The 14,347-nt window shown below is 57.3% G+C and carries 6 protein-coding genes; 4 read left to right on the top strand and 2 right to left on the bottom strand.

Going from position 1 to position 14,347, the window contains the following annotated elements; genetic code table 11:
- Positions 1 to 3: 3 nt before the first annotated feature.
- The 4 genes from Q8K09_RS07095 to Q8K09_RS07080 are packed head-to-tail and all read left to right on the top strand — an operon-like array spanning position 4 to position 10,001.
- Positions 4 to 2,772, top strand: a complete 2,769-nt coding sequence (locus tag Q8K09_RS07095) for a DEAD/DEAH box helicase (protein WP_305254267.1) — start codon at positions 4 to 6, stop codon at positions 2,770 to 2,772.
- A 2-nt stretch (positions 2,773 to 2,774) separates the two neighbouring features.
- Positions 2,775 to 7,289 carry an N-6 DNA methylase gene (locus Q8K09_RS07090; RefSeq protein WP_305254266.1) on the top strand — a complete coding sequence of 1,505 codons (4,515 nt, stop codon included), beginning with the start codon at positions 2,775 to 2,777 and terminating at the stop codon, positions 7,287 to 7,289.
- The gene (locus tag Q8K09_RS07085) at positions 7,279 to 9,240 is read left to right on the top strand and encodes a hypothetical protein (RefSeq protein ID WP_305254265.1); all 1,962 of its coding nucleotides are present in this window, start codon (positions 7,279 to 7,281) and stop codon (positions 9,238 to 9,240) included. The genes Q8K09_RS07090 and Q8K09_RS07085 overlap by 11 nt, the downstream gene beginning before the upstream one ends.
- The gene (locus tag Q8K09_RS07080) at positions 9,240 to 10,001 is read left to right on the top strand and encodes an HNH endonuclease (RefSeq protein ID WP_305254264.1); all 762 of its coding nucleotides are present in this window, start codon (positions 9,240 to 9,242) and stop codon (positions 9,999 to 10,001) included. Before Q8K09_RS07085 ends, Q8K09_RS07080 begins: the two co-directional genes overlap by 1 nt.
- A 739-nt stretch (positions 10,002 to 10,740) precedes the next feature.
- Here Q8K09_RS07080 and Q8K09_RS07075 read toward each other — a convergent pair.
- Together Q8K09_RS07075 and Q8K09_RS07070 are read right to left on the bottom strand one after the other, a co-directional pair.
- Positions 10,741 to 11,130 carry a hypothetical protein gene (locus tag Q8K09_RS07075; protein WP_305254263.1) on the bottom strand — a complete coding sequence of 130 codons (390 nt, stop codon included), beginning with the start codon at positions 11,128 to 11,130 and terminating at the stop codon, positions 10,741 to 10,743.
- Positions 11,131 to 11,137: 7 nt separating this feature from the next.
- Complete coding sequence (locus Q8K09_RS07070; RefSeq protein WP_305254262.1) at positions 11,138 to 14,266, bottom strand: hypothetical protein; 3,129 nt, start codon at positions 14,264 to 14,266, stop codon at positions 11,138 to 11,140.
- Positions 14,267 to 14,347 lie beyond the last annotated feature (81 nt).

The following is a 14,347-nucleotide window of genomic DNA, read 5'->3' as shown; positions in this document are numbered from 1 at the left end:
CTGATGACTGCGAACTTTGCTCCTGGTGACTTGGTCCGTGCACGGGGGCGCGAGTGGGTCGCACTGCCATCACCCCGCGACGACGTCCTCGCGTTGCGTCCTCTCTCCGGAAGCGAGAATGATGCCGTCATTCTGGATCCCGCGCTGGAGTTTATGTCAGTCGAAGCCGCGCGGTTTGACCTTCCCGAGAATGCTGCGCCGACAGTTCAGTCCAAGGCCGCGCTCTTGGCAGACGCCATGCGGTTGACCTTGCGCCGGGGTGCTGGTCCCTTCCGCTCCGCCGCTCAGCTTGCGTTCGAACCGCGCACATATCAGCTAGTCCCTCTCCTGATGGCGCTTCGGCTACAGGTGCCACGGCTTCTGATTGCCGATGACGTTGGCATCGGGAAGACGATCGAGGCCGGGCTGATCCTGCGCGAATTAATGGATCGAGGTGAGGTTGATGCCTTCTCGGTCCTCTGCCCGCCGCACCTGGTCGAACAATGGGTGACCGAACTCAAGTCGCGTTTTGGGATCGACGCGGCTGCTGTCACTTCTGGTACCGCAGCCCGTCTCGAACGTAGCTTGCCGCTCGCCCAAACGTTGTTCGACGCCTATCCCTACACGGTAGTCAGTCTCGACTATATCAAAGCAGAAAAACGTCGAGAGGGCTTCGCTCGCGCCTGCCCCAACTTTGTGATCGTTGATGAGGCTCACGCTTGCGTTGGCACCCACAAGGGGAAGCAACAGCGTTTCGGGCTGCTTTCAGGACTCGCACGAGATCCGGAGCGGCGGATCATTATGCTGACTGCCACGCCGCATTCCGGCGATGAGGAGGCTTTCGCGCGTCTTCTATCTCTAATCGACCCTTCTTTTGCATCGATGAATTTCGAGGATGCCAGATTTCGGGAGCGCCTTTCTCGACATTTTGTCCAACGCCGTCGCATTGATCTTATATCCGGCGACTGGGGAGAGAGCCGGGCGTTTCCGAAACACGAGACGAGAGAGTATTCTTATCGACTTTCACAAGATCACCGTGATTTCCATCAAGCGGTGCTGGATTACTGTTTTGGCGTCGTCTCAAAAGCAGGCACTGACCTGCGGGAACAACGCCTAGCGTTCTGGGGTACTCTCGCCTTGATGAGGTGTGTCGGGTCTTCACCGGCAGCAGCTCTCAGCGCTATCCGGAACCGCGCCACCAACGAAAGCGAACGCCTCGAACCTCAGATTTACGATGAGGACGGGGATGATGAAGATGCAGTGGACATTGAGCCAAGCTCAAACTTCGAGACTGACCCCGGACTTCTTGCGCTGGTCCAACGCGCCGAAGAGCTAGTCGGTAGGCCTGATCCAAAATTATCGGCGTTGATCGAAGCGCTGACCCCGCTGATCAAAAAGGGGGCCAATCCGGTTGTCTTCTGCCGTTACATTGCGACCGCCGAGCATGTCCGCAATGGACTTCGCAAAGCCTTTCCGAAGCTGAAAATTGAAGCAGTGACGGGCGTTCTGACGCCTGACGAACGGCGCGAGCGCGTAGCGGATATGGCCTCTCCCGACGACGAGAAGCAGATCCAGCGCATCCTTGTCGCAACCGACTGCCTTTCTGAGGGCATCAACCTCCAGCAGCTTTTCGATTCAGTCGTCCATTACGACCTATCTTGGAACCCAACGCGCCACCAGCAGAGGGAAGGCCGAGTGGACCGATTTGGCCAACCCGCTGAGCTGGTGCGATCCATTATGATGTTCTCGCCCGACAGCGCGATCGATGGAGCCGTTCTGGAGGTCATCCTCCGCAAGGCAAAAGAAATTCGGGAAGCGACGGGTGTAACCGTACCACTTCCGGACGAGCGTGGACCCGTGACGGATGCGCTTATGGCGTCGATGATGTTGCGGTCCGGAGGCGACAGGGCACAGCTGGCGCTTGACCTCCGACTGGACGATGGAACAAAGGCGATGGAGGCGCGCTGGCGCGACGCTTCCGAAAACGAGAAGAAGTCGCGTACCCGTTTTGCACAGAATGCGATGAAGCCTAAGGAGGTGGCCCCTGAATGGGAGAAGGCACAATCGCTCCTGGGTTCTCCCGCTGATGTTAAACTCTTTGTCGAGACCGCGATGTCTCGTTTCGGTGTTCCACTGGAAGGCCGAAAGTCTGTTTTGGTAGCGCATGTCCACGCTCTCGATGGCGCGCTGAGGGAGCGACTGCAGCAAAGAAACATCGCGGGTTCCGTCCGCTTCGCGATCAACGAGCCTGCTCCGTCGGGAACCGCGATACTGACCCGGACACATCCTTTCACGTCAACGTTGGCCGAAGCGCTGGTGGAGGCGTCCCTCGACCCCGAGTCGCTATCGGGTCTTGGCATCGGGCGAGTCGGCGCATGGCCGACAACAGCCGTCGAGCGGATGACACGCCTCATCCTTCTCCGCATTCGCTACAAACTGACAATCCATGCCAGGAAAGAGCAGCTTCTTTTGGCGGAAGAGGCAGCGCTTGTCGCGATGGAGGGTAACCGGATCGTCGCCACAGGCGACACAGCCCGGTACCTGCTCAACTCGCCCGCTGCAGCCGACTTGGCCCCCTCAGCCCGTGAACGGTTCACAATTAGGGCGAAAGAGGAGTTGCCTGCCTTATTGGAGGGGCCATTGGCCGGGTTCGTGCAGTCACGTGCCGACGAACTCGCTGAGGACCATGCCCGCTTACGCGCCGCAGCCGGTTCCGCATCACGCGTCACTATCGAAGCCGTCATGCCCCCGGACGTGATTGGCCTCTTCGTCCTAATGCCGAGCGAGGTCTGAGCATGGCGCGCAAGCCCATCACCGACATGACCGCATGGCCGTCGCTCACGCTCGAGGGCAACCTCATCGCGCCGGCTATGGTCGCCCAGATTTCCGATCCGAAGGACGATACCGAAACGCGGGAGAGTTACGGTATCCGCAAGGGCTTGACGATCCGCGAAGAGATTTCCACCGCCTTCCGCGTTGGACAGTCACATTTCGATGCTTTCGCCAAGCTGGAAGACCCATCGGCCGAAACAACGCGACGCTTTATGCGCGACTTTCTGAAAGAGACATTCGGCTTCACCGACCTTACGCCAAGTGACGGCGCCACATCATTCATCGGGGGAGGTCGAATACCTATCGTGGTCGTTCCGCCGGTCGAAGAAAAGCTCGATCGTCGCAGTCCAACGCTTTCGACGGATCGCTCCCGCTCGCCGGCCTTTGCTCTCCAGGATTATCTGAACGAACACGACGAAGCACTATGGGGTCTTGTCACCAACGGCACCCTGCTTCGCTTGATGCGAGACAACGCTTCGTTCACCCGACCGGCTTACATAGAAGCCGACTTGGCACAGATTTTCACGAATGAGGATGTAGCCTCTTTCACAACCCTGTGGCTGCTGATCCACCGCAGCCGGTTTGGCGCGTCGGGCACGCCCGCAACGGACTGCGCTCTTGAACGCTGGCGTGAGGTTGGGTCGCGCGAGGGAGAAGCCGCCCGTGACCGCTTGGCAGGTCAAGTCCAGATCGCGCTCAAGATCCTCGGCTCCGGTTTCCTCGAAGCAAATCCGGATCTCGCCGTTAAACTCAAGTCCGGTGAAGTCAACCTTATCGAATGGTTCAACGAGCTGCTGCGCCTCGTCTATCGCTTGATCTTCCTCATGGTGGCGGAGGATCGGAACCTCCTGCATCCGGACAAAGCCAACGTTGACGCCCGCAAACTGTATGCCGACGGCTACAGCCTCGCGGCGCTGCGAGCTCAGAGCTTCCGCGCCCCGACATGGGACAAACACTTTGACCGCTTCGAAGGTATCAAGATTGTCTTCCGCGCCCTTGCGCATGGCGAAGAGCGACTTGCTCTGCCGGCCCTTGGCGGCCTTTTCTTAGACGACAAACTGCCCCACCTCGAAACCGCCCGCCTGCGCAATCGCGCCTTCATGGAGTCGCTCTACCGCCTCTCCTGGCTTGACCAGAAGACCGGCATGGTCCCCGTCAACTGGCGCGCGATGGAGACCGAGGAATTGGGCTCCGTCTACGAATCCCTCCTTGAACTGCAGCCGCAGCTGGGAGACGACGGCAAGACCCTGCTCTTCGCCTCCGAGGCCGCTGAGCAGAAGGGCAATCAGCGCAAGACCACCGGCTCATACTACACGCCCGACCGCCTGGTCCAGGCACTGCTCGACGCCGCGCTCGACACCGTGCTCGACAAGACCGAGGCCGAGGCGGACGATCCGGCCAAGGCGCTGCTGAAACTGTCGGTCATCGATCCCGCTTGCGGTTCGGGCCACTTCCTGCTGGCCGCTGCCCGCCGCATCGCCACGCGACTGGCCCGCATCCGCGCCGATGGCACGCCCTCGCTCGCCGATTTCCGCCATGCCCTGCGCGATGTCGCGCGGTCCTGCCTGCACGGAGTGGACCGCAACCCGATGGCGGTGGAGCTGACCAAGGTCGCGCTCTGGATCGAGACGGTGGACCCCGGCCTTCCCCTCGGCTTTTTCGACGCGCAGATCCGCTGCGGCGATGCGCTGCTGGGGGTGTTCGACCTCAAGGTGCTGCGGGACGGCATCCCCGATGCCGCCTACAAGCCGTTGACGGGTGACGACAAGGACACCGCGAAATACTACCTGCAGGCCAACCGCGCCGCGACCTCAGGTCAGGGCGGGTTCGATTTCGGCACGGGGCAAGTTGCCATGCCCGAGATGAAGCCGCTGGCGCTGGATTTCTCGGGCTTCCGAGAACTGCCCGAAGATACGGTGGAGCAGATCGGAACCAAGGCGGCGCGATTCGAGGCACTGCGCAAGGGGCAGGCCTTTGTGCGGGCGGCAGCGGCGGCGAACCTTTATGTCGCAGCCTTCTTGTTGCCCAAAGTAGGTGGCGCACCTGCCGGGAGGTCAACCCGCACCGTGCCGACGACCGAAGAACTGTGGCTCGCCCTCAATCAGGGCAAGATCCGGCAGGCGATGATGGACGCGCCCAAGGCCGCCCGCCACGCCCGCGCCTTTCACTGGCCGCTGGAGTTCCCGGATGTGATGCAGCGTGGCGGGTTTGACGTTGTGCTGGGCAACCCGCCGTGGGACCAGATCGAGCTTGATCCGGAAGGGTTCTTTGCAAATTCAGCACCTGAAATAGCTGAGGCGAAGAACAAAGCACAGAAAGACAAGACACTTGATCGCCTGAAGAAGTCGCAGCCGCAGCTTTATGAGACTTACGAAAGAGCGGCACAGGCGATCTGGGCCACACAGCAGTTCATTCATGAATCTGGGCGTTTTCCGACTTCCAGCTTTGGCAGGCTGAACACCGCTCCTTTGTTCGTTGAGCTATCGATGGATCTTTCGGGCCTTGCCGGCCGGGTCGGACTTGTCGTGCCATCCGGAATCGCAAACGACTCCTTCAATCAAAAGCTGTTCAATCGAATGTTTGATGAGAAGCGGTTGTCCGCACTCGTGGATTTTGAGAACCGCGAAGGCATCTTCCCCGCTGTCGATTCAAGAGCAAAGTTTAGCCTACTTTCTCTTGGGCGCGAACAAGGTTTGGCTCGCTTTGCAAGCTTCCTTACGAATACATCGCAACTTACCGATCCTGAGCGACAATACACCCTCACCCCGGACCAAATCGGCAAGCTCAATCCAAATAGTAGAACCGCTCCTGTTTTTCGAGCACGGGCGGATGCAGAACTCGCCGCCAAAATCTATTCACGATGCCCTGTGCTTTGGGAAGAGGATGCGAAGGATGGCAATCCTTGGAATATCAGTTTCCAACTGATGTTCATGATGAGCGCGTCCTCCGGTGACTTTAAGACAGCTGTCGAACTAAGCGAAATGGGCCTTATTCGCGATGGCACAATGTGGGTCGACGATTCCGGCAGCGAAGATCGCCAGAAGTGGCTCAAACTGGTGCGAAAGCTCGGCCCGGAAGCCTACGAGGTCAACGAAAATAGACCTGTCGCGTTCGTGCCCCTCTACGAGGGCAAGATGACTTCCCTCTTCGACCACCGTGCCGCAGGATACGGCGCACGGGGCGATGACCGTGGTTATCGCGTGCTTCCCGAAACCACACATGAAGAACATTGTGACCCGTCTTTTGAGACCGAACCGTTCTACTGGGTGGATCAACTGGCAGTCGAGCAACGATTGTTTGATCGTACCAGCCGTGAATGGTTGATCGGCTGGAAGGACGTGACCTCAGCGACAAACGAACGCACAGCCATCTTCTCCGTGATCCCGCGCGTTGCCGTTGGCCATTCCATGCCATTGATGTTCACGGGATTGGAGGCGCGTCGTTTCGTCTGTCTGATGGCAAATACAAACTCGATGCCGTTCGACTATGTAGCCCGCCTCAAGGTGGCGGGCCTTCATTTGACATATGGTTATTTCAAGCAGCTGCCCGTTCTACCTCCCGACTCCTACACCGAAGCCCGACTCGCCTTCATCACCCCGAAGGTGCTGGAACTCACCTACACCTCACACAGCCTCGCCCCCTTCGCCCGCGATCTTGGCCATGACGGTCCGCCCTTCGCCTGGAACGAGGACCGCCGCGCCCTCCTGCGCGCCGATCTTGACGCCTTCTACACCCGCGCCTACGGCCTGACCCGCGACGAGCTGCGCTACATCCTCGACCCCGCCGACGTGAAGGGCCCCGACTACCCCTCTGAAACCTTCCGCGTCCTGAAGGAAAAGGAAATCCGCCACTACGGCGAATACCGCACCCGCCGCCTCGTCCTCGAAGCCTGGGACCGGATGGAAGCTGATGGGACATTCGTCAAACTTGGCTTGGCCGAAGCTGTCGCCACGCCCGCTCCCCCCTCCATTCGACTCCCACCGCTTGAGAGTATTCCCGCTGGGGTGTGGGCATGGCCGCATGGTGTCGATGAACGCGACCGCATTCGCGCCCAGCTTCGGGCGATGCTCGGCATTTTGCCGAATCCCTCCGAGGACCGCCGTGTACGTCTCGCGACACTGGCCTGCCTGCAACCAAGCTTGCTCGACGACTTCCTCCCTGACGCAGATCGCAAGGAATGGAGACGAATCGTGGCGCACCCTCCCGGCGTGACACGATTGGTGCCGCCTACTAATGCGGCGTGGGGTGCAGCCTTCAACGAGCTTGAGTCGTCGGCCGTTCTGAGTAAATCTCCGGATGGAGCCCAATGGAGCGCGGGGCCAAAACTCGATAGGTCCACCTTACACGTAGACGACCCCGCTGTGGGGCGCGCGTTGTTTGCCTGGTCAAGGCTACAGTCTCTCAATTTGGATGACGAACTCCCGAAGCTTTCTGCGGACATCATATCATTCATTCGGGAGGGTCGCCTTGCAGCCTGACCTCTTTCAACCGCAAGAAATCAAATTCAGTTTGCCGGAAGACTGTCGAGGCCCGCGTCTCTGGATCAGACGAATTGCATTGTGGGAGAACGCGGCAACACAGCTGCGGGACATTCCCTTACGTGAGGGCGTGAACGTCATTTGGTCGCCGGACCTCGCTACCAACGAAAAAGGCGCCACGCCCCACGGAAGCGGGAAGTCTACTTTCTGCCGTCTTATCCGCTATTGTCTTGGTGAACCTCATTTTGCCAATGAAGATCAGCGACCGTTGATGCAGCACAAGCTGCCCGATGGTTTCGTCGGCGCAGAGATAATAATTGACGGCGAGTGCTGGGTGGTAACGCGGCCGATTGGCATGAAGCTTCCCTCTCGCACTGCGCAAGCCAACCGAATTGAGGACACGTTCGACCAGTTACTCGTGGGAACCGATCCACCGACGATAGCGCCGATTATCTCCGATCGGTTTTGCGTTAAGTACCGCGATCAGGTGCCGGACAATCTGAAAGCGGACCAAGTGTGGGACGTTTTGCTCGCATGGCTTTCGCGCGATCAGGAGTGCCGCTTGGACGATGTATTCGACTGGCGCTCCAAACGTTCGGGGTCAGGGTCTCCAGCGCAAGAACTTTCCCTCGAAACAAAGCTCGCTGTTGTTCGGCTTGCCATTGGCGCATTGTCAGCTGCTGAGGTATCAGCCAATACTCAAGTACGAACCCATACAAGAGAGCGTGATGGCCTCAGACAGAATTTGAGCCACCTTGATTGGGTTCAAAAAAGCCGCTTCGAGGATTTATGTGAGCGACTTTCATTGCCGGCGGATCGCGACCCATCTGATGAAGTTGTGCGAAGAGAGCTGATCGATAGAGCCAACGAGGAGTTGGCGAAGGTTATCAACCTCTCTCACGCCAAGGGACAGCCCCCAAGTGCTGGCCTGCAGGTGAAAAGAAAAGCTCTTCAAGCCACAAGAGACGAAGCGCTCAAAAAGCTAGCGAACACGCAGGCCCTGTTGAACACCCTTCCGACCGAATTATCAGCTGCGCGGGCGGAACACGGTACGGAACAAGCGCGTCTGGAAGGCGGAACCATCGTCAGGTGCGTTATTTGTCAGGTCGACATTGATGAGGTGAAGGCCAACGGATGCGGGATATCTCTGGAACGATGCGATCTCAATGCCGTTAAGAACCGCATTGCACTTGCGGAACAGAGAGTGACAGATCTAGCCGAGCAACAAAAAGCACTTCCGGCAACCATTGCAGAGTTAGAGTCAGAGCTTTCTCAGATCGACCGCAATTTGGATGCTATAGATGACGAGTTCGAACGTCTCGAAAAACAGTTGTCCGAGACCGACAGCAAGGCCAGCAAAGCAAGGGAGCTTGTCAGAGAAGCGAGTTGGTTTGACCGTCAGATGGTTGAGCGAGAGACGGTAGTCAAAAACCTCGATACAGCTGAACGCAAAATCGAAGGCCTACGTGATTCTATCAAGTTAGAACGGGGGAAAGTAGCAGCAGCAGTCGGAGACCTGGAAAGCGTCTTTCAGCTTCTTGTCGCAGGCTTGATGCCCAAAGGGTGTACCGGAAGAATCAGCCTAGATGGAAATGGCCTGCACACCGAAATCCTTCTGGAGCGGGGGGTCGGCCTGTCTACCGCTGCCGTGGAATCATTCAAGATCGTGGCCTTCGACATAGCGGCAATGATCCTTGCAGTGAACGGTAAGGCCAGAATGCCGCCCTTCCTCATACATGATAGCCCCCGTGAGGCCGATCTGGACGCTGCGATATATTCCAACCTGTTCGATTTTGCATTGGGCTTGGAAGGCAAGGCGAGCACACCTCCATTTCAGTACATAATTACGACGACCACTGCTCCATCCGAGGCGGCACTTAAACATGACCTGTTGTGCTTGAAGCTTTCGTCGACTCCAGCAGAAGAGCGCCTGTTTACGCTAGATTTTTGATGATCGAGACTCCTCAATCCTTCGTCGTCTCAACCGAATGTCAAAAGGCCGCTGAGCAACATGGTTTTCGCCGTGCACTCGGTGAAGAGAACGGTTGGGCCGCTTTCCAATCAACAACCGCGCAGGGAACCATTTGGCTCGCTTCTATTGGCGTGTCCGGTCCATGGTTTCTTGCCATCGATCATGCTGGAGTGGTCGAGGAGCTCGGCGTTTCTCCTACCGAAATGCCGGGTCCCGGACTTGCTCAGTATACCTTTGATTCCCTAGGGTTGCTCTACACGGTACTGTCGCGCATCTATCAGTTGGCGGCCAGTTTACCCGACGCTCCGCTGCGCGAATTCCGGGATAAGACGAACGGCCTGCCCCAAACCACAGAAGCTGAGCGGCTCATCATACAACGGGTCGGACAGGACATCTTCCGCGCACGTCTCATGGACTACTGGCAAGGCCACTGTCCGCTGACTGGAATAACGGACCCCGCCTTGCTACGTGCCTCTCACATTATTCCGTGGAGCGAATGCGACAGCGATGCCGAACGACTTGATGTGCATAACGGACTCCTCCTGTCAGCTCTATGGGATGCCGCATTCGACCGCGCGCTTGTCGCCTTTGGCGACGACGGGCAGCCGCAATTCTCGCCCAACCTCAGCGTCCCCGCACGGGCAGAACTACGCTGGAGGGGACCTCTTTTATTAACTGCCAAGCACAGGGCGCGGCTCGCTTGGCACCGAACCCATCGGTTCCGAACTGCTATTGCGTGACAATGGCGGTATCGGTCCTCTACGTCGTGATCTGCCGCATTGACTCCGATACGCGTTGTCAATGAAACAAATTGAAACAAAATCTTTGGCTGACCTCATCCTCGCAATAGCGTAACAACAGAGCAGATTGATCCCGTACGGAGAATTGAGGATGAAAATAGAAATTGAGGGACGGTCGTATGACAGACTGCTCAAGTTGCTTCTGCTCTGGAGCACCCCTCCCAATGAAATTGAGATAGCCGTTACAGAGCACCTTGAGCAGCTTAATAGCCTGCGCGTACCCTGCATCTCAATCCGGGAAATGAAGCGGTTCGGATACAGGTCCAATGTGAGTCACCAGAATTGTTTGAAGTTTTGCGATAGGAACAGGGATTGGCGGATTGTTTCCGGATGGCAGCCGGACAATGACACATACACGCCTTATTCAGTCGTCGAACTAGAGGGCACGATGAGAAGCGTGACTCCGGCCGAGTTCAGTAGTTCGGTCGACTTTATTCCCGATACTGATCTCGTTTTTCACAGTCACCAAGGAGGGCGCATTAGCGCAAGCTGGCGTGGCATTCATATCCCGCTAGGATGCCGTCGACGCCCCGTAGAAATGGCAGCTGCAGGAGAACGACTCTACAAGCGTCTCTCCGGCGGAACTGAATGGCTGAATGTGTGCAGGGAAATGAGTAAAAACGGCTTCCCGGTCTAGCTATCCAATTCGCGGCATGAGGCGTTCCAAAATACCCGCGCCTCAGAAGTATCGCCTGGCATCGGCTTGTAAGATAAACAGTTCCACCGCGCGCCGATCGGGAACCATGCTTTCAAGCCGTTGATTGAACAGCCAGAGCTGATTGAATTCCCAAGGCTCGGCATGCTTGCCCGCGAAGTCGGACAACCAGGACATCACGACATCCGGCCGGTACATCATTCGATTTCCCTGCCCCTTCTTGTGAGGCTCGGGCACCGGTCCGGTTCCTCGTACTCGCCAGTTGGCAAGGCTCTGCAGAGATACTCCGAGAATATCCGCAAGCTGACGACTCGGAGTGGGACGCCAAGGCGGCGATTTGATCTGACGCAGCGCCTGCAACTTCGTATTGGCTTCGTCTATCGTGAATGGGTCGCCGCGTTTCCTGGTAGTCATTTCCTAGTTAGCCAGTACCGCCTCTTTTCCGATCCGCGCTAGGCGTGTTGTCATTGAGAACGCTGAAAAGTTTCTCAGATCCTCGATAGACTTCCAGCCCGGGAATTTCAAGCTGATCGGCTTCACTATAGTAATAGTAGTGACGGGTGCCGTTGATCTCCATGTAGTGGAGCGCGTGCGTGTCTTGCGGACCGTGGTACTGCTTGAGCGCTCCTACCAACTCTTCCAACATCGCGCGCGGAGCGGGGTGGCGGCCGAGGACTGCGAACCGCGTCGGGGCTGCTCCTTTCTGGCCCTCCTTTCGGAAACTGCCTTCAATGAGTCTCACTCCGCTATAGATATTATTAGCGAGATGAGTCCAATTGCGACTGAGCCAATTCTTCGCCTGCCTCTCATTTTGGAAGAGATCGGAGGCTCTCTGCGCAAGCCAGGCGGGGGACAGGGGGATTACGCCGTTGAACCGCCCCGCCAGAATTTCGAGCTTAGACCCCCCAGCCGCAAGCTCGTGAAGCGTCAGAAAACGGTCCACCGTCACGTCCACCGGGATCGACGACACAAGATAGATGTGCACGGGACTGGCCCTCCCGTGCACAGCCCGAGCACGGCCGATCGCTTGCATAGTCTCGCCCTCTCGCACCTGTTCGAGCAACGCCTGGACCAACGGGTCGGGGTGCACCGGCGTCCGCACACCTTTTCTTACCGATCTTGACCGATAACCTCGCACCACTTCGCTCAGACGGCCGGTCAGATTGAGCTCTTCGCTCTCGCTCGCCAAAGCGACGGCTTGGGACTCGATTGCATGCTCGTTGGGCCGACTATTTCCGAAGACGAAGACCGCTTCTACTTCCTTGTACTGGTCAAGACCACGCAACGCGCCGAAATGCTCGATATGCCACCCCTCCGGCACCTTGAAACGTCCCCTGGTAGCCTTGTAGGTGACAATAAGGGCGTTCTGGTACATTGATGCGTGCCGATCAATTACGCTTTGGCAACGAGCCAGTGTTTGTTCAGCTCGTTGATCAAGCGTCATTGACGCCTTTGAAAGGCGATGGTCGACAACCTGTGTCACATACATATTCTGCTTCACATCAATGCGAATGAATTCGTGATCCGGCAGGATGCGGGACATAATTTCCTTGTCGGCGGTCGCATCCAGATTCAGAATCGGCGCTTGTCTCAAAAGAATCTGTTTGGTCGACACCGTCACGCTGACGTTCTCTTCTCGTGTCTTGAGCATGATCTGCGGGCAACTCGTCTGCCCTGCCTTGATCGCCCTGAGCAGAGCGTTGACCAGATGAAAAGCAGGATTCAGAGGCTTGAGATGCGCAAAAACTTTCGTATCTTCCACGCTCGGATCAACGCCGTTGAACTGGCGCTGCCACTGACCATAGAAGTAGCGCAGTAAATCACTCAGATCGTCCTCAGTCCCGCCGGTATCAACGAAAGCTGACAGCGCATCCTTGCGCTCTTGGAGCGCCGCGAAGATTGCAGGACCAAACCGCCTCATCGGCCCTCCGAAAAGTTCAGGGACCGTCACTTCGACGACGTCGATCAGATGGTTATAGAAGGCTTCGTCGATCATGATCCAGCGCGGTACGGGCAATTCTTCAGGCAGATTTACGCTGAGATAGGAACTCGCGAGGATGTGGATGTCCGCCTCTCGCTCAAACTGCGCCTGATAGCCGTCCGTTTTGCACGATTCATAGAACGGGCACTTGATCTCTTCGACCGACCCATCCGCCAGCTTAGTGGTTTTGATACAAGCCGTTTTGCGAACCGGCATACCCGCCTTTGCAATAGCTTCGACCTTTTCATGGGCACGGCAGTTCTCCGGCGTGCGGCCTTTGATGACCTCAACTTTCAGGTCCGCTTTCGCTTCAGAAAATCTGCCTGCGACCTCTGTTGCCAGCTTATGGTTGGGCACAAAGATAAAGCCACGGCCAGCTGATCGCCCACGCCTTACCAACTCAGATACGAAAGTCGATGTTTTGCCGGCACCTGTCGTAATCCTCACAACCATGTCATTCGGATCATCAAGGTAACGTGCGATTGTGTCGCGCAATGCAGTAGTGCCCTCTTCTGCGCTGACCTCATTGATCGTGAAATGCGGTTCGACGTCCGGCACGATGCGTCCAGACAGCTTCTGCTTGTCCGAAGCACCCTTGATGAGATCATCGAGATACCTATCGCTGGTGTATCGCGCGATATCGGATTCTCGACCCGGCGCCTTTTCCGCTGCCACGATGGCCTTCCTAAGAGCCGCCTTGATCTCTTCGTGAGCTTCAGTTCCGTGCTGACGGACCATGGCCCAGCTCGCCCTAAGCAGAGGACCATTGAACCCCTCACCACCAGGATGGTCCCCTACCGAGCCCAGCAGCTCCTCAATGGAGCGATTGGGCGCCAAGTAACCCGCAACACGCTTGCGAGTTCGCTCGAGAGGCGCTTTCGGCAAAACAATGGGCACCTCATGGACACGCTTCTTGATGAGACCGGAGCGGCACTCAACAGGGTCAGCAACACCATCAAGGATCGGAGCGGCGACGAAATGAGGCTGCACACATTGAAACAAAGACGAGTCAATGAGCTCGGAGCCATAGTGTTCTTTGTAATCAGTAGCCCAGAGCTTCAGCGCGGCATCACTGATCGGGCGGTCAAGCCAATACCACAAGTGCAGCTTGATCAGCTGGCCTTTAAATCCTGCATTGGCGGAGAACTGATAAAACAGACTCGCGTCGTGAAACTCCGAAGGGAGCTGACGAATGGCATGTTCGACAGCCTCCAGTGAAGCCGGGTCGACGCCATGCGGCGCTTCGAGTTTGTCGATGTCGATCATCACGTAGGGACGGTCGACCTCCCGGAACATAGGTGGCGTTCCATCCGCGTGCGCGAACTTCAGCCGCCGAACCAGCTGCCCCGGAATAGCATTCGTCGTCGGCTCTCCTCGGATGATATAGGATCGTCTGTCACGTTCGATTGTTCTGAGAAGTACAGCCAGATCAAAGATCGAGCCCACGTCCCGCTCTTCGAAGAAATTGAGACGCAGTGCTCTCGTGTCGAACGATTGAATATCGTCTTGTGAGATCGTCTTGGCAGCTATGCCATTCGGGCTGGTGAGGACTGTTATCTTAGACGCCAAATCGCTTTTCCGTACCTCACGGGACCAAGCGTTCTCTGGTGCCTGTGCCTGACCCCGGACGCGATCGACCTTGACCGCGTG

The organism is Pseudomonas sp., assembly GCF_030683065.1.
Classification (GTDB): Bacteria; Pseudomonadota; Gammaproteobacteria; order Pseudomonadales; family Pseudomonadaceae; genus Aquipseudomonas.
This window is presented reverse-complemented; position numbering and strand designations above follow the sequence as displayed.